The 16,026-nt window shown below is 53.1% G+C and carries 16 protein-coding genes, 1 pseudogene and 3 riboswitches; all 17 genes and pseudogenes read left to right on the forward strand.

Annotated features, from left to right (window positions below; genetic code table 11):
- Positions 1 to 73: 73 nt before the first annotated feature.
- Positions 74 to 256, forward strand: a riboswitch (cobalamin riboswitch).
- Positions 257 to 461: 205 nt separating this feature from the next.
- Positions 462 to 857: a sirohydrochlorin cobaltochelatase gene (locus tag ALO_RS21140; protein ID WP_139025460.1), complete on the forward strand. Its 396-nt coding sequence runs from the start codon at positions 462 to 464 to the stop codon at positions 855 to 857.
- A gap of 277 nt (positions 858 to 1,134) precedes the next feature.
- Positions 1,135 to 1,517, forward strand: a pseudogene (locus ALO_RS19590) (AAA family ATPase); the annotation flags it as partial.
- 20 nt (positions 1,518 to 1,537) lie between these two features.
- Entirely contained in the window at positions 1,538 to 1,942 is a 405-nt protein-coding gene (locus ALO_RS19595) for a hypothetical protein (protein WP_139025461.1), read from the forward strand.
- 152 nt (positions 1,943 to 2,094) lie between these two features.
- A riboswitch (cobalamin riboswitch) is annotated at positions 2,095 to 2,278 on the forward strand.
- A 472-nt stretch (positions 2,279 to 2,750) separates the two neighbouring features.
- The gene (locus ALO_RS21850; protein WP_004099708.1) at positions 2,751 to 3,560 is read left to right on the forward strand and encodes an energy transducer TonB; all 810 of its coding nucleotides are present in this window, start codon (positions 2,751 to 2,753) and stop codon (positions 3,558 to 3,560) included.
- A 608-nt stretch (positions 3,561 to 4,168) separates the two neighbouring features.
- Positions 4,169 to 4,344, forward strand: a riboswitch (cobalamin riboswitch).
- Positions 4,345 to 4,426: 82 nt separating this feature from the next.
- Complete coding sequence (gene cbiD / locus ALO_RS19615) at positions 4,427 to 5,530, forward strand: cobalt-precorrin-5B (C(1))-methyltransferase CbiD (RefSeq protein ID WP_004099711.1); 1,104 nt, start codon at positions 4,427 to 4,429, stop codon at positions 5,528 to 5,530.
- Positions 5,512 to 6,141: a precorrin-6y C5,15-methyltransferase (decarboxylating) subunit CbiE gene (cbiE, locus tag ALO_RS19620; RefSeq protein ID WP_004099716.1), complete on the forward strand. Its 630-nt coding sequence runs from the start codon at positions 5,512 to 5,514 to the stop codon at positions 6,139 to 6,141. The genes cbiD and cbiE overlap by 19 nt, the downstream gene beginning before the upstream one ends.
- On the forward strand, positions 6,138 to 6,725 hold the full coding sequence (cbiT, locus tag ALO_RS19625) for a precorrin-6Y C5,15-methyltransferase (decarboxylating) subunit CbiT (RefSeq protein WP_004099717.1): 588 nt from the start codon (positions 6,138 to 6,140) through the stop codon (positions 6,723 to 6,725). The genes cbiE and cbiT overlap by 4 nt, the downstream gene beginning before the upstream one ends.
- A 75-nt stretch (positions 6,726 to 6,800) precedes the next feature.
- A complete protein-coding gene (gene cobM, locus ALO_RS19630) occupies positions 6,801 to 7,562 on the forward strand; it encodes a precorrin-4 C(11)-methyltransferase (RefSeq protein WP_004099718.1) in 762 nt (253 codons plus the stop codon).
- On the forward strand, positions 7,553 to 8,629 hold the full coding sequence (locus tag ALO_RS19635; protein ID WP_004099719.1) for a cobalt-precorrin 5A hydrolase: 1,077 nt from the start codon (positions 7,553 to 7,555) through the stop codon (positions 8,627 to 8,629). Before cobM ends, ALO_RS19635 begins: the two co-directional genes overlap by 10 nt.
- 29 nt (positions 8,630 to 8,658) lie before the next feature.
- Positions 8,659 to 9,348: a precorrin-3B C(17)-methyltransferase gene (gene cobJ / locus ALO_RS19640; RefSeq protein WP_004099720.1), complete on the forward strand. Its 690-nt coding sequence runs from the start codon at positions 8,659 to 8,661 to the stop codon at positions 9,346 to 9,348.
- Entirely contained in the window at positions 9,345 to 10,142 is a 798-nt protein-coding gene (cobK, locus tag ALO_RS19645; protein ID WP_004099722.1) for a precorrin-6A reductase, read from the forward strand. The genes cobJ and cobK overlap by 4 nt, the downstream gene beginning before the upstream one ends.
- Complete coding sequence (locus ALO_RS19650) at positions 10,111 to 10,731, forward strand: precorrin-8X methylmutase (protein WP_004099724.1); 621 nt, start codon at positions 10,111 to 10,113, stop codon at positions 10,729 to 10,731. Before cobK ends, ALO_RS19650 begins: the two co-directional genes overlap by 32 nt.
- 35 nt (positions 10,732 to 10,766) lie before the next feature.
- Entirely contained in the window at positions 10,767 to 12,158 is a 1,392-nt protein-coding gene (locus ALO_RS19655; protein ID WP_004099726.1) for a cobyrinate a,c-diamide synthase, read from the forward strand.
- Between the two features lie 15 nt (positions 12,159 to 12,173).
- On the forward strand, positions 12,174 to 12,746 hold the full coding sequence (gene cobU, locus ALO_RS19660; protein ID WP_004099727.1) for a bifunctional adenosylcobinamide kinase/adenosylcobinamide-phosphate guanylyltransferase: 573 nt from the start codon (positions 12,174 to 12,176) through the stop codon (positions 12,744 to 12,746).
- Between the two features lies 1 nt (position 12,747).
- On the forward strand, positions 12,748 to 14,271 hold the full coding sequence (locus ALO_RS19665; RefSeq protein WP_004099729.1) for a cobyric acid synthase: 1,524 nt from the start codon (positions 12,748 to 12,750) through the stop codon (positions 14,269 to 14,271).
- Complete coding sequence (gene cbiB / locus ALO_RS19670) at positions 14,268 to 15,218, forward strand: adenosylcobinamide-phosphate synthase CbiB (protein ID WP_004099730.1); 951 nt, start codon at positions 14,268 to 14,270, stop codon at positions 15,216 to 15,218. The genes ALO_RS19665 and cbiB overlap by 4 nt, the downstream gene beginning before the upstream one ends.
- 27 nt (positions 15,219 to 15,245) lie before the next feature.
- The gene (gene cobS / locus ALO_RS19675; protein ID WP_004099732.1) at positions 15,246 to 16,019 is read left to right on the forward strand and encodes an adenosylcobinamide-GDP ribazoletransferase; all 774 of its coding nucleotides are present in this window, start codon (positions 15,246 to 15,248) and stop codon (positions 16,017 to 16,019) included.
- Positions 16,020 to 16,026 lie beyond the last annotated feature (7 nt).

Here is a 16,026-nt window from a genome sequence, read left to right on the forward strand (position 1 = left end):
GCAGCTATAAACATAACAGGCCCAGGGTTTGAGGATTGACCGCTGTGCCCCGGTATGTTAGGATAAAGCTGATAACCGAATATTCGGGATAGGTGTCCGCAAGGACTTAATAGGGAAGTTTGGTGCAAAGCCAGCACGGTCCCGCCACTGTAACGGGGAGCGATCCTGCGAAAACGCCACTGGAGCGTGGGCTCTGGGAAGGTGCAGGGGTGCTATGAACCGGAGTCAGGAGAACTGCCTGTCTGACAATCACCGCTACAGACCTACGAGCGATAGGAAGGGGATTAGCGACGCAATTTTTGCCGGTTGTTTTCGGCCGGGGCCGGGATATGGGTTCAGTATTTGCGTAAGGCGGCCTTTCCTGCGCGGTTCAGGGAGGGCCGCCTGTTTGTTTTTTGCCGCTGTTGCGGCTATCGCTCCTTGCCTGTCTGTTTCCCAATAACTTTGAGAGGGATGATGCTTTGGAGAAGACAGAAAAAACCGCTTTTTTGATGGTGGGTATAGGCTCCACCTACCAGGAAGCCCGCCGCTTGGCGATGAACGGTATGGATCATAGAATCCGGGCGGAGTTTCCTGACTATGAGGTGCGTCAAGCCTTCGCGTCCCGCGCCCTGATCGAAAAATTGGCGGAACACGACGGGATTCAGGTGGATAATGAGAAACAGGCCTTAGAACGCCTGCGGCAAGAAGGGTTTACCGAGGTAATCGTGCAGCCTTTTCAGATATTTGCCGGCGAAGAATATGAAGCCATCAGAAAAATAGTCCGGCTGCATGCAGCGGAAAACGGCTTTGGCAAAACCGAAATCCTGCCTTGTGTGACTGTGTGGGTGAAGCAGGAGCCCCAAATAATCAATTAGGAGACCGTTGAAAAAGGCCTATCTGCGTCACTTCATTCTCCTGCGGGCGTTCGACGCACCTTCCGAACGTACAGTCTCGCGCCCGTCCTCGTCGCGCTATCAGAATGTGACTTTTCGGGAAAAGGGTAATAGCGGCTGTTTTCTCATAAGCCGAAAAATCACCTAAATTCTTCAGTATGACAACGCAGGCGTTGCTTTTACCTAGCATCTGGACCTTTTTGAACGATCCCAGATTCGAGGCCACAGATGGGCTTTTCCGATCAGAAAGGAAGCGATCATGAAAAAAATTGCTTTTTACGGTAAGGGCGGCATCGGCAAATCGACGACTGCGGCAAATGTGTCGGCGGCGCTGGCGGAAAAAGGCTATCCGGTCTGCCAGATCGGCTGCGATCCCAAGAACGACTCTACCCGGCTGCTGCTGGGCAGGACCTGTATGCAGATGGTGCTGGATATGGTCAGAAAACATGCTTTGCCGGCGTGAAATGCGTGGAAGCCGGCGGCCCGGAACCGGGGGTAGGGTGCGCCGGCCGCGGCATTATCGTTGCTCTGGAGAAGTTGAAAGAACTGAAGGCGATACAGGATGAGCAGACTGTCCTCTACGATGTGCTGGGAGATGTGGTCTGCGGCGGCTTTGCTGTGCCGATCCGGGAAGGCTACGCCTGCAGCGGCAATGGGGCGAATTGTGTCTTGAGCGCACCCTGATTGTCGCGCCTTCTTCCATCGCATTGGGGCTGGCCCAGGTCCTTGCCGCCGAGTGGGCCGCCTCGGGTTCCATTACCTTTGTGTTGCAGGACGGGATGTCGTCTTACCCTGTCCCCCAGAGCTTGGGTACCGTTTGGAACGGACAAACCGACGGCCGGGCTGTCGAACAGTATCTGGACGAAATGACGGCAGGACTGCTCCTGTCCAGCGGCAACGAAAAGGCTATTTTGCAGCAGCGGGCACCGACGGTGCTTAGTCAGACCATCGCCATGCCTGTCTATGACGAAGTCATTTTGACCGATCTGCCGTTTATGGGCCTGCGCGGCGCTTGCCATATGACCGAGCGGCTGTGGAATCAGTATATGGGTTTTTGCCGGCGCTAGAGGTGAAGGAATGTTGAATTAATATGCAGTCGGTATGTTTTTCATTTTCTGAATTCGGACGGTATGAGATTAGAAATAAGAATCAAAAGACCGGATTAATTGCGATTTGACAGCTTGACAGAATTGTCATTCTTTGCTACAATAAAACAAAATTGAATAGTAATGAGATAGGTGCCCGTAAGGGCTTAATAGGGAAGTCCGGTGTAATGCCGGCGCGGTCCCGCCACTGTAATGGGGAGCAAACCCAGAAAAGTGCCACTGAGACTTTGTGTCTTGGGAAGGTGTGGGTGAGCAAAGAACCAGAGCCAGGAGAACTGCCTGTCTAACAGTCACCGTTTTTTTTACCCACGAGCGATGGGGAGGGGATTATGGAGTAATCTACCTTCCCGGCTATTTTGGCCGGGATTGTCTGTTTCAATGGATTTCTCCGCTAACAAGTCCCTTTCTGTATGCTTTTGCGGGAAGGGACTTTTATAATTTTCGTCGAAAGGTTTCCACGCTATTTTGGCTGGCGAGGAAAATTAGCCATATCTTAAATCCCTTATTGTTGTTGTATGGTGCGTTCGGCAGACGCACTGCCGTCCCCGCATGGGGACTTCCTTTTTTTTATATTTGCCCTCTGCTGTCACAAATTCCTTGGGAGCGGCCTATTATCATTTGCAGGAATTGTCCCACGATCATATTATCCGGATTATTAAAACGATGGAATGATCCCTCGTACCGCCGCAGTCTATCCGGCGGCAATATGAGATAAAATAAAGCAGCGGATTGGCGCCGGCTTACCGGCCGACACCCGGGGAGGTATCTGATGATTGCGGTGGAAAAAACAGACTGGGGCAAAGCGTTGACGATTTCTTTAGTGATCCATATCACCCTGCTGCTTGGCTTTGGCTTGATCATCGTCATGGCTCCGGAACAGTATATCGAATTGGAATTAGGCGGAGGCGGCGGCGGAGGAGGCAGCGGCGGCGGCAACGATGAAATAGCCGTGTTTGCCGCCGATACATCTGCTGCGGATACTTCGGCTGCATCGATTCCTTCTGTCCCTGAGACCCCCTCCACTTACCAGGAACAAGAAGAAGCGGTTGAAAGCGTTGAGGAGAATATTTCGCAGCACCCGGAACAACCGCAACAGCCGAAAGAACCGCCGGCAAACGCCGTTTTTGCCGCTAAAAGGGATGATGATGCCAAACCTATGGATAAAAGTTCTGGCTCGGGTTCAGGCTTGGGAACCGGCTCCGGTTCCGGTGTGGGCTCGGGTTCTGGGTCGGGCTCCGGTTCCGGTGTAGGATCGGGTGCGGGTTCAGGGATTGGTCCGGGTTCCGGCCCAGGGTCCGGTGACTCGACTGCTCCCCGCATTTTGGCAGAGATCAAACCCTCCTATCCATTGGAGGCAAGAAAAGCGGGATGGGAAGGAACGGTTGTTTTGAGAATCCAAATTATGGAGAATGGCGCTCCGGGACAGGTAACTGTCTATCGGTCCAGCGGCTATGATCTGTTGGATGAGGCGGCTATATCGGCTGTACGGCAATGGCGTTTTGTGCCGGCGAAAAATCGGTTTGGCCAGGTTATCCGATGTTCTACTACTCTGCCGGTGATTTTCAAGTTGCGGGCGTGATTCGGGTTGCTCCACAAATATCGCTCCGCAGTGATTCACGCTCAAGAGGCCTTAAAAACGGCAAAGCTTCCAAAAAAGTCCATCGTATTTTTTAGGACTTTGGGACACTGCCACGGCAAACTGCGGCAGTCTTTTATTGATAACCCCAGATATATACGCGTGTTAGCCGTCGATTTCCGGAATCCGCCCGTTTATGGCGGATTTTGGTTTTGGGTTTCACTGACCAGCGTTGTCAGGCGCATGGAGAGATTCGGCGTTAGCAAAGAGAAGTTATATCAGGCTTATTTGCAGGCCTCCTATCGACCTGTTGGCAAAAGAATTTGTTGAGTGGGGAATGGTGCTTTTCCCAGCAGGATAGGCTTCCGGTCCTCATCAGGCATATCGTTTAACTCCAGCCGCTCACTCATGCCAGCTATGCCCTGAGGTCAATCGGTCCGGCGGCGAGCCTGCCACACTTGCTTTACTGATATTGGTATTGTATGTCCTGATTCTCTCTGCGACTGACGTTTGGACTATGGAGAAAGTAAAACAGGAATATTTCTTTAAAAGGTAAGCCTCAGCCGGCAGGAATCTTTATTAAACTGCAGAATCAAATTATAATGACCATAATTGCATAGCCGGGAAGAGGTGCAAACTGCTTAAAAGGGAAGTCCGGTGAAAAGCCGGCACGGTCCCGCCACTGTGAGGGGGAGCCTGTTCTGCAAAGTGCCACTGGATTGAATCCGGGAAGGCGCAGACAGCGATGAGCCTTAGTCAGGAGACCTGCCTGTTCTGACACACCGTTATAACCTACGAGAGATAGGCAGGTGGGATAACTTTTAATTGATTGGCAGTTTTCCCCCTGTTTACACACAGGGGGATTTTTCATGACTGAAAAGAAAATGCGCCGGGGAATTACTACCGGCACTTGTGCCGCGGCAGCGGCGAAAGCAGCGCTGTATGCTTATTTTGGCGAACATAAGACGATAGTTGAAATAGAAACACCCCAGGGGCACACCTTGTTTGTGCCGGTGGCAGCCAGTGAGAAAACTTTTTCCGGGGGGCGCGCTTCGGTCGTCAAAGATGCCGGCGACGACCCGGATATTACCAATGGTGTAACAATTTACACCGATGTGACTCTGTTGCCCTCAGCGGAGATTGTGATCAAGGCCGGACCGGGGGTGGGAACCGTGACCAAGCCGGGCTTGTCAGTGGCGGTCGGTCAGCCGGCCATCAACCCCGGTCCTCAGACCATGATTAAAAAAGCGGTCCGGGACCTTCTGCCGGAGGATCAGGGGGCCTGTGTTACTGTTTCCATACCGGGCGGGGAAGCTCTTGCGGCGCGTACCCTGAACCCTATATTGGGGATTGCCGGCGGTTTGTCAGTGATTGGCACTACCGGCATCGTTGAGCCCATGTCCGAAGAGGCGTTTAAAAATTCGCTGGTGCCGCAAATGCAGGTAGTAAAGGCATTAGGAAAACCGCACCTGATCTTTGTGCCGGGGAAGATCGGTCAGGATATCGCCGTCCGCTGCAATCTTCCCCAGGACGCTACTGTGCAAACCAGCAACTTCATCGGATTTATGCTGGAAAAGGCAGTTGAACTGGAATTTAAAAGCGTATTGCTGTTTGGTCATCTCGGCAAACTGGTCAAGGTGGCCGCCGGTATCTTTCATACCCACAATCGTATGGCCGACGCCCGTATGGAAACGATTGCAGCCTATGCCGGGGCAGCCGGCGCTTCCCAGGCGATCATACGGGAAATTCTGCAATGCAATACGACGGAAGCAGCGATCCCAATTCTGGAGAAGCAAGGTTTACACAGCCTGTATCCTTTGCTGGCCCAGAAGGCCAGCGAGCGGGCAATGCAATATGTGTTCGGCGATTTAACGGTGGGAACTGTGATTGTAACCATGCGGGGAGAAGTATTAGGGTATGATCAAACGGCAAAACAGATAGGAGATAGCCTGGGATGGAACATAAAGTCATAATTGTGGGCATAGGACCAGGGGCGCCTGATTACCTGCTCCCTGCAGCGCTGAAAAAAATTCAGCAGGCCCGTGTGCTGGCTGGAGGAAAACGGGCATTGGCCACTTTTGGCCGGGAGGATGTACAGCAAATACAGATTGACGGCAATCTGTCCGAAGTGCTCCATGGGATCCGGGAGGCATTGCCACAGTCTGATGTGACGGTTTTGGTTTCCGGCGATCCGGGTTTTTATAGTCTCTTGCCCGCCATTCGCCGGTCCTTTCCATCGGAAATCATCGAGGTAGTTCCCGGCATCAGTTCGGTGCAGGTGGCTTTCGCCCGGATCGGATTGCCTTGGCAGGAGGCTTATTTAACCAGTGTGCATGGCAGGGAAGTGGCCGGCAATCCGGCGCTGGGATACATCCCCGGCAAAATCTTGGGTCTCTTGACCGATCCCGTACACAATCCAAGCTTTCTGGCGGCACATTTGCTGGAACAAGGATGGCCCCAAACGGCGAAAGTCTGGTTGTGCGAAAATTTATCCTATGATTCCGAAAGGATACTGGCGCTCAGTCTGGCGGAGATTAAAAGCGTTGCCGGATTTGAATCTTGTGTAATGGTGGTGCAGGGATGAAACGGTACTTTCCGGGAATTGCCGATGATGAGTTTATCCGCGGCTCTGTCCCGATGACTAAGCAGGAAATCCGGATCATGGTTCTGGCAAAAGCCCGCATTGGCGAAGCCGATACCGTCATCGACATCGGCGCCGGCACCGGTTCGATATCAATAGAAGCAGCTTTTCAGGCACAGAAGGGAATTGTGTACGCCGTTGAAAAAAATCCGGAGGGAGTCGGGCTGATTCAGACCAATTGCCGTCATTTCGGGTTGGACAATGTCCGGGTGATTCACGGCGAGGCGCCTGAAGCCCTGGAAGATCTGCCAAAGGCCAACGCAATCATCGTGGGGGGGGCCGGCGGTCATTTACCAACTGTTCTGGAGCGGTGCGACGCACTGCTATACGAGCAGGGACGATTGATCATCACAGCTGTAACCCTGGAAACAATTCTGGAAACCGTAACTATTATGGAAAAGAAAGAAAATTATACGGTAGAGGCAAGCGGCATGCAAGTGACCCGTCTGCGGCGGGCAGGGACCAAGCATATGTTTGACGCGTTGAATCCGGTTTTCGTAATTTCCTGTATTAAGGAAAAGGAATAAATGTGGCTGGGCTGGAAAGGAAACCCCAGACCCTGAATCCATCGTTGATCATTGCAAAGAAAGAAGGGTTTTAACATGCAGGTATTTTTTGTCGGCGCCGGACCCGGTGACCCTGAATTGATCACCGTCAAGGGACAGCGCCTGTTGCAGTCGGCTGATGTCATCATTTACGCCGGTTCGCTGGTCAACCCGGTTTTATTGGATAACGCGAAGCCAGGGAGTGAGATTCATAACAGCGCATCCATGACACTGGATGAGGTTGTGGCGGTAATGGAGAAGGCGATTGCCATGAATAAAACAGTCGTCCGGCTGCACACAGGCGATCCCAGTATCTACGGAGCGATTCAGGAGCAAATGGACGCTCTTGATCAGCGGCATATCTCCTATGATGTGGTGCCCGGCGTTAGCTCGTTTCTTGCCGCTGCCGCGGCGTTAAAACGCGAATACACCCTGCCTGCCGTGTCGCAAACAGTGATTATTACCCGTCTAGAAGGCCGTACGCCAGTTCCGCCAAAGGAACAATTGGAAACCCTGGCGACTCATCATGCCACCATGTGTATTTTTTTGAGCGTTCACATGGTGGAGACAGTTGTGGCTCGATTGCTGGCAGGCGGTTACGAACCTGCTACGCCGGTGGCAATCGTCCAGAAGGCCTCTTGGCCGGAACAAAAAATCATGCGGGGAACCCTGAATACCATTGCGGCAACTGTCGCTGCAGAAGGCATAGACAGAACGGCGCTAATCATTGTGGGTGACTGCCTGGCTGCGGAATATGAACTGTCCCGGCTTTACTCCCCGGATTTTGGCCATATGTTCCGGGAGTCCGTATGCGGATAGCTATTATTTCAGTAACAGCCAAAGGTGCGGCGAGGGCAGGCGAACTGGCACAGGCGCTGCAGTGCGGCACAGAGAATCATGACATTGATCAGTATGCCAAAACCGGCCGTAATCCAACGGGAGCAGCGGAGTATGAACACTTGGGCAAGCTGGCGGGGATTATTTTTAATCAGTATGATGCCTTGATTTTTATCATGGCCACCGGCATCGTTGTCCGGGTTATAGCCCCCCATGTACTGGACAAGCGTTACGATCCGGCAGTTGTGGTTATGGACGACGCCGGGGAGCACGCCATCAGCCTGCTATCGGGACATCTTGGCGGAGCGAATGAATTAACCCGGAAAGTGGCGGCGGCAATGGGCGCTCATCCGGTTATCACTACTGCTACTGATGTGAACCAAAAACCGGCGGCCGATATTCTGGCGGTCAAACTTGATACGGCACTCGAACCCTTTGACCAGCTGAAATTGATCAATGCCGCCATAGTCAACGGCGACCGGGTCGGTTTTTTCCTGGATCATTCCCTGCCCAATCCAACTTACTATATGAATACAGCAGAAGAGATCGGCGTTCAGTTTTTGCCGATGCAATTGCTGTCTCAGGCGGAACAGTATGATATGGCGGTTGTTGTATCGGACAAAGACCTGTATGTCGTCAAACCTTGTCTCTTTCTCAGGCCGGCGACCCTGGTCGTGGGTCTGGGCTGCCGGCGAGGCACTGCCGGCGCTGAGATTCTCAACGCCGTGGCTGATGCCTGTAAAAAAATCGGCCGTAGCATGAAGAGTATCGCTATGCTGGCCACCACTGTCGCAAAGGAAGACGAAATCGGCATTCTGGCAGCAGCGCAGCAAATAGAAATACCGGTTGAATTTTACTCGAACGAAGAATTGCAGGAATGTATCAGCCGGCATCAGTTAAAGGTGTCAGGTTTTGTAGAGGATAAGATAGGAGTGGGAAATGTATGCGAAGCAGCAGCTTTGCTGGCAGGCCGGACCAGCCGGTTATTGCTGGACAGGACAGTTTACCCCAATATAACAGTAGCCATCACCGAGGTTGTGTCACAGTAGTAGGCATCGGTCCCGGCAGTCTCCCGGATATGACCCTGCGAGCCCGCAATGCTATTGTGGATGCTGAAATCGTAGTCGGATATGATACCTACATAGAGTTAATTGACGAACTGCTGACAGGCAAAACCGTCGTTGGCACCGGCATGATGCAGGAGATAGAGAGGTGTCAGGTTGCGGTGGACCATGCCGCTGAGGGCCGGAAGGTTGCAGTTGTATCCAGCGGCGACCCCGGCATTTATGGTATGGCAGGCTTAGTACTGGAACTGGCGATGAAGCTTCCGGCCGACGAACGTCCGGATACGGAAGTGATTCCCGGCGTCAGCGCGGTAGGGGCGGCTGCCGCTATTTTAGGTGCTCCCCTCATGCACGATTTTGCAGTGATCAGTTTGAGCGACCTGCTCACACCCTGGGAGATCATCCAGAAACGCGTGGAAATGGCTGTTGCCGGCGATTTTGTCATTGCGTTGTACAATCCAAAAAGCACCAAGCGGGTGAAGCATATCGAAGAAGTGCGCAATATTGCCCTGCGGCACCGTGCGGCCCAGACTCCGGTAGGAATCGTGCAGCAGGCAACCCGCAAGGGCGAGACGAAAGTCATCAGCAATCTGGCTGATTTCACAAAAGAATCGATAGACATGTTTTCTCTGGTTATTATTGGAAATAGCCAATCCTATGTGAAAGACGGCTGCATCATCACCCCCCGGGGCTATATAATATGATCTGCGTCTTAGGCGGTACCCAGGATAGCAGGGAAATCATCCGCTCCATTGCTGACAGCAACTATCCGGTCATGGCATCGGTAGCTACCGCCTATGGCCGGCAATTGATCGATGACGAACGGGTGATGGTCAACGATCATACTCTGGATTGCCAGGGCATGATCGACTGGTTTGGCGAGTGTGGCATCTCAATGGTCATCGACGCCACCCACCCTTATGCCCGGGATGTTTCTACCAATGCTATACAGGCCTGCGCTGCTCTGTCGATTCCTTATCTGAGATACGAACGAGAAGAGGTCCCTTTGCCGGACTATGCCCGGCTGCACACGGTGGAGACGGCGGCGGAAGCAGCCCGGTTGTCAGCCGGTCTGGGAGAGGTGATCTTCCTCACCACCGGCAGTCGTTCCTTAGGTGTCTTTCGCCAGGAGCCGCTACTGGCGGCCAAAAGGATTATCGCCAGAGTATTGCCGGATCCGGCGGTGATTGCCGAATGCTTCCGTTTAGGTTTTACTCCCCGAGATGTAGTGGCCATGCAGGGACCGTTTTCACGGGAACTGAACATCCAGTTGTTCCGCGAATACCGGACTCAGGTTATTGTAACCAAAAACAGCGGCACGGTAGGAGGCAGTGATACCAAACTGAAGGCAGCGATGGATCTGGAACTGCCGATCGTCGTCATTGACCGGCCCAAGGTGATTTATCCCTGTATCGTTCATTCGGTTGAAGATGTATTACGGTTTATTGGTCAAAGGAGGCAGTCCGATGGAATATATCATAGAACCCCAAAAAATTGAAAACCGCAGTATGGAGATCATCCGTCCGTATCTGGACAGGCTAAATTTATCCGAACCTGAAATTAAGGTCTATTCCCGCATCATTCACGCTGCCGGCGATCCAGACTACGCCAATTGGATACGAATCCATCCAACGGCGATTCAGGCCGGGTGTCAGGCGCTGCAAAAGGGTGCGGATATTTTTTGCGATGTAGAAATGGTCCGGACTGGCATTAATAAAACCCGTTTGGGCGCCTGGGGCGGTAAGGTGCACTGCCTGATCAGCGATCCGTCGGTTATTGCCGCCGCCAAAGTAACCGGAGCCACCCGCGCCATGACAGCCATGCGGTCCTTTGGTGACAAGCTGGATGGCTCTGTGGTCGCCATTGGCAATGCTCCCACTGCCTTGTTTGAACTGATGAAGATGATGCAGGAAACCGGCATTCGTCCCAGCCTGATCGTCGGTGTTCCCGTCGGGTTTGTCGGCGCCAGCGAGTCGAAGGATCTATTGGCAGCTGAATCGCCGGTTCCCTATATTACCGTACTGGGCAATAAGGGCGGCAGCCCGATTGCCGCGTCTGCGGTTAACGCTCTGTTGTATATGAATTGACGATTGTCATGTAAGGCGACTGGGAGGTGAATGTCATGGCCGGTTTTAAAATACCAAGGATCGTAATTGCGGGCACTCATAGCGGCGCGGGCAAGACCACCGTAGTAACCGGGCTTTTGGCTGCTTTGCGGGGGGAAGGATATAAAGTTCAGTCCTATAAAGTAGGGCCGGATTACATAGATCCCGGTTTTCATGCCGCCGCCAGCGGCAAACCGGCTCACAACCTGGATACCTGGCTGATCCCGGAGGATCAGCTGGTCCGGATTTTCGCCGACTCGGCCCAGTCCAGTGATATCGCAATTATCGAAGGGGTCATGGGCTTATTCGACGGAGGGCGTCACGGCGTCAGCAGTACTGCAGCCATTGCCAAACTGCTGCAGGCTCCGGTGGTGCTGGTGGTGGATGCTAAATCCGCCGGGGAAAGTATCGCCGCCACGGTTCTTGGTTTCAACATGTATGATCCGGATTTGAAACTGGCAGGAGTTATCGTCAACCGCCTGGGGTCCGATTCTCATCGTCAGACAGTGGTTGGCGCTCTGGAGAAGCTGCAGATTCCGGTCTTGGGGTGTTTATACCGGGATCAGGCTTTGATCATGCCCGAACGGCATTTGGGTCTGACGCCGGTGACAGAACGGGAAACCGAAAAGTCAGTGGACGCTATGCGCCAGCAAGTTCAACGCAGCGTTAATATAGAACATATACAGCGGATTGCGGCGCAAGCTCCAGCGATCATTTGTGCTGAGGCTCCTTCCCTGCCTCAGCGACAGTCTCCGCCGGCAGTACGAATCGGGATTGCCCGTGACGCCGCCTTTTCCTTTTACTACCCGGAAAGCCTGGCGGTATTGACTGCCAGCGGGGCGGAACTGTTTTTTTTCAGCCCGCTCGAAGACTCAAAGCTGCCGCCTGTAGACGGTATCATCCTGGGGGGAGGTTTTCCCGAGATGTTTGCCAAAGAATTGGCGGTAAACCGGGGGATGCTCTGTGATATACGGGAGAAGGCCGGACAGGGGATGCCTGTCTATGCCGAGTGCGGCGGTTTGATGTATTTAACCCGGCAGCTCATTGATTTTGAGCAGCAGCCATACGAAATGGCAGGGCTTATTCCGGCCAGATGCCAGATGCATTCTAAGCTGGAGACAGTGGGGTACATTGAAGCCACGGCCTGGAACGACAACTTGTTGTGCCAGGCGCAGGCTGTACTGCGCGGACACGAATTTCATTTTTCCCGGATGATTCCGGAGATAGTCGGCGATGACTTCCCCTGGGCGTTTCAGTTTAAAAAGATGCGCACCGGCGCTGCGTATCCAGCCGGATATGCCAAAGGGAATATTCTGGCGTCCTATTTGCACATCCATTTTGCAGGTAGTCCCGGGGCAGCGGATTCTTTTATTCGAAAATGCATGATATACGCCGCCTCACGCGGCTAAGGCAGGGAAAATAATATGGCAGGTAAGATCGTACTGGTTACAGGCGGAGCCAGAAGCGGTAAGAGCGGCTTCGCGGAGAAATACGTCGCCGGTCTGGGGGAAAACGTGGTATATATCGCTACGGCCCAGATTTATGATCAAGAGATGGAACTCCGGGTCCGGCTTCACCAAGAACGGCGTCCGGCTGATTGGCAGACCATTGAGGCTCCGTTTGCCGTCGAGAAGCATCTGGCGGGAATCTGCGGCCGTCAGGCCGTTTTGTTGGACTGCCTGACTATTTATATCAGTAATTTGTTATTATCCTATGATTTCGGACAAACGAATGCCGAAACGAGGCATCAGGCGGTCATGAAGGCTATTGATCGGCTGATGGCAGCTGCCAGGGCCTCTGATGCCACTGTCGTCATCGTATCCAACGAAGTCGGCATGGGGATTGTGCCGGAGAATGCTCTGGCGAGAGAGTTCCGGGACTTGGCGGGAAAGGCCAATCAAAAGGTTGCCGCCTGGGCTGACGAAGTCTACCTGACAGTCAGCGGACTGGCGATCAACATCAAGCCACTGGCCTTAAGACTGCCGAAAGAGGTGTAATATGGCGAAATTTATCATGCTGCAGGGAACGAGTTCCCATGTGGGAAAAAGTATTCTTGCCGCTGCTTTATGCCGGATTTTTAAACAGGATCAATGGAAGGTGGCGCCGTTTAAGGCTCAAAATATGGCCTTAAATTCTTATGTGACGCAAGATGGCGGTGAAATGGGCCGGGCTCAGGTGGTCCAAGCTGAGGCTGCCGGCGTGGAACCTTCGGTGGAAATGAATCCGGTGCTCTTAAAGCCCACCGGCAATGCCAGTTCCCAGGTCATCCTCATGGGCCGTCCGGTAGGGGTTATGTCGGCAAAGGAATATCATGCCGGATATAGTTTACAGGCTTTGGACACAGTGAAACAGAGCCTGAAGAGCCTGTCAGACCAATATGAAGTATTGGTTATTGAAGGAGCGGGAAGCCCGGCGGAAGTCAATCTAAAAGCCAATGATATCGTCAATATGCGAGTGGCCAAACTGGCTCAGGCGCCGGTGCTGCTCATTGCGGATATTGACCGAGGAGGGGCTTTGGCCTCTGTTGTCGGTACGCTGGAACTGCTGGATCCTGCCGAACGGGATATGGTCAAAGGGATTGTGATCAATAAGTTCCGGGGTGATTTGGAATTGCTGCGGCCGGCTCTGGATTTTCTCGAGAATAAGACGCAAAAACCGGTAGTCGGAGTCGTGCCGTTTTTGGATAATCTGGGAATTGATGATGAAGATTCGGTTTCCCTGGATGACAAAACGGTTGTGGGGCAGCGGGATATCGAAGTAGCGGTGTTGCGCACTCCTAAAATTTCTAATTTTACTGATTTTGAGGCGCTGGCCCATGAACAGGATGTGGCTGTACGGTATGTTCGTCCGGGGGATGAGATCGGGCAGCCTGATTTAGTGATCCTGCCGGGCAGCAAAAATACGGTGGAGGATCTGGTTTATCTGCGTCAAAACGGCTATGAACAGGAAATCCGCCGTCTGGCCGAGGCTGGTGTCCCTGTTATCGGCATTTGCGGCGGATACCAGATGCTGGGTCGGGAAATTCATGACCCGTTTCATACTGAATCAAACTTAGACTTTATTGCCGGGATGGGATTATTGCCTATTGTCACTGAGTTCGCCGCCACGAAAATGACGCATCAGGTCTGCGCCGGCTGCCGCAATCATGCATTTTTGGGCATCAATTATTCAGATGATCAGCTCCAGGGATATGAGATCCATATGGGACGCACCGATTTCGTCGAAGCGGTCCGCTCCGCGTTTACGATTGCCGTCAGATCGGGCCAGCCGATTCAGGCTGAAGACGGGGTTGTCACTCCGGACGGTTTGGTGATGGGGACTTATATTCATGGCATTTTTGACAATGACGGCTACCGGCGGGCAGTCATTAATGCCCTGCGGCAGCGCAAGGGATTAACACCGTTGGAAGTGAAAGAAAACTTCAGGGATCGCAAGGAAAAAAGCTATGACCGGCTTGCCGATACTGTGCGCAAGAGTCTGAATATGGATCTGATTTATCAGATCATGGGTGCTGCCAAATGAGTCAGATACATTACCTGCTGCCTCTGGCGCTGTTATGGGACTGGATCATCGGGGATCCGCGAACGCGGTTTCATCCGGTGGTCCAGATGGGGGCCCTGATCGCTTTTTTAGAGCGGAAACTGAGATCGCCCCTGGCGGCGCCTAACAGCAAACGGATGGCCGGTTCTATCCTGGTGCTTAGCGTTCTGATTCTTACCTATTTTACGGCCCGTTTGGCCACAGAACTGCTGGCTCTGCTCCCGCCGCTGCCGGAACTGCTGGGAGGCGCTTTGCTTCTTTCCTTTGTCATATCACCGCGCAGTCTGGCCCAGGCCGGCAGGGAGATCAAAGCTCTGTTGGAAGCGGGCGATCTTGACCAGGCCCGTGGTAAGGTCAGCTGGATTGTCGGCCGGGATACAGCCGGTCTCAATATCCATCAAGTATCCCGAGCCACGGTGGAAACGGTTGCCGAAAATATCGTTGACGGGATTATTTCTCCTTTGTTTTATGCCTTGCTTGGCGGCCTGCCCTTGGCTTTCGTGTATCGGGCCGTCAATACGATGGATTCCATGCTGGGGTATAAGAATGAAAAGTATATGGATTTCGGTATGGTTGCCGCCCGGACCGACGACGTTTTCAACTATATTCCCGCCCGTATTACTGGCATCCTGTTGGTTGCAGCCTGTTTTCCGCTCAGGTTGAGCGGGTTGATGGCCGTAAAGATGATGCTCCGCGATGCGGCCAAACATCCCAGCCCCAATAGCGGCATTCCCGAAGCCGCCGTTGCCGGAGCTTTAGGAATACAACTGGGCGGCTTGAATTACTATGGAGGAAAGCCGTCCCAGCGGGCTTTGATGGGCGATAGGCTGAATCCTATTGAGCCGGGGCATATCGAGGCCACGATACGGCTGATGTATGTGACTACCTGGTTGTTCACCCTGACTGCCGCAGCGATTGCCAATATGTAAACCGGAAGGTACAGGAGGCTGCTTGTGATGGATGTACGATGGTTTCAATGGTTTTGCCGGCGGGTTGCTGTTACCGATTTTATAACCGGGCTGCAGTTTCTTACCCGCATCCGTTTTGTGCGGCAGAGTGAATGGACGCCGCAAAGTTTTGGGGAAAGCGTAAAGTTTTTCCCCCTGATCGGACTGGTGATTGGTCTGGTCTTGTATGGTTTCGCCTATATTGCCGCGGAGCGGCTCCCTATACACCTGTTTACCGCCGCGATTATTGTGCTGGAAATTGCCCTGACCGGAGGATTGCACTGCGATGGTTTTATGGATACCATGGACGGTTTATTTTCCGGCCGGTCACGGGAACGTATGCTGGAGATTATGAAAGACAGCCGGGTAGGGGCTAACGGTGTTGTTGGTTTTCTCTGCCTGCTTTTGATAAAGGGGTCGGTTTTGCTGGATCTGCCCCAAGCGCAGTTGCTGGCGGCACTGCTAATAGCGCCGGTGGTGGGACGGCTGGCAATGGTCATCGGCATTACATCCTTTCCCTATGCCCGGCCGGAAGGGATGGGTAAAGCGTTTGCCCAGTATGCCGATCGATTCAGTCTGGGGTTTGCGGCTGTTTCTTCTCTGATCATTGTATCCCTGGTGGGACCGGTGTACTTAATCAGCAGTATGATCGGCTTAGCCGTGGCTGTGAGTTTTGCCTGCTACGTAACTCGCGTGTTAGGCGGTCTTACCGGGGACATTTATGGCGCCCTGACGGAAATAACGCAGGCGGCAGTCTTTTTGTCCGTCGTATTAATCGGCTGAGTAGTAT

The sequence above is a fragment of the Acetonema longum DSM 6540 genome (assembly GCF_000219125.1).
GTDB classification, from domain to species: Bacteria; Bacillota; Negativicutes; order Sporomusales; family Acetonemataceae; genus Acetonema; species Acetonema longum.

Bases quoted from the DNA above. Each gene is read 5' to 3' on its own strand.
- ALO_RS21850 (WP_004099708.1), top strand. From the start codon at position 2,751: ATGATTGCGGTGGAAAAAACAGACTGGGGCAAAGCGTTGACGATTTCT.
- cbiD (WP_004099711.1), top strand. From the start codon at position 4,427: ATGACTGAAAAGAAAATGCGCCGGGGAATTACTACCGGCACTTGTGCC.
- cbiE (WP_004099716.1), top strand. From the start codon at position 5,512: ATGGAACATAAAGTCATAATTGTGGGCATAGGACCAGGGGCGCCTGAT.
- cbiT (WP_004099717.1), top strand. From the start codon at position 6,138: ATGAAACGGTACTTTCCGGGAATTGCCGATGATGAGTTTATCCGCGGC.
- cobM (WP_004099718.1), top strand. From the start codon at position 6,801: ATGCAGGTATTTTTTGTCGGCGCCGGACCCGGTGACCCTGAATTGATC.
- ALO_RS19635 (WP_004099719.1), top strand. From the start codon at position 7,553: ATGCGGATAGCTATTATTTCAGTAACAGCCAAAGGTGCGGCGAGGGCA.
- cobJ (WP_004099720.1), top strand. From the start codon at position 8,659: ATGACCCTGCGAGCCCGCAATGCTATTGTGGATGCTGAAATCGTAGTC.
- cobK (WP_004099722.1), top strand. From the start codon at position 9,345: ATGATCTGCGTCTTAGGCGGTACCCAGGATAGCAGGGAAATCATCCGC.
- ALO_RS19650 (WP_004099724.1), top strand. From the start codon at position 10,111: ATGGAATATATCATAGAACCCCAAAAAATTGAAAACCGCAGTATGGAG.
- ALO_RS19655 (WP_004099726.1), top strand. From the start codon at position 10,767: ATGGCCGGTTTTAAAATACCAAGGATCGTAATTGCGGGCACTCATAGC.
- cobU (WP_004099727.1), top strand. From the start codon at position 12,174: ATGGCAGGTAAGATCGTACTGGTTACAGGCGGAGCCAGAAGCGGTAAG.
- ALO_RS19665 (WP_004099729.1), top strand. From the start codon at position 12,748: ATGGCGAAATTTATCATGCTGCAGGGAACGAGTTCCCATGTGGGAAAA.
- cbiB (WP_004099730.1), top strand. From the start codon at position 14,268: ATGAGTCAGATACATTACCTGCTGCCTCTGGCGCTGTTATGGGACTGG.
- cobS (WP_004099732.1), top strand. From the start codon at position 15,246: ATGGATGTACGATGGTTTCAATGGTTTTGCCGGCGGGTTGCTGTTACC.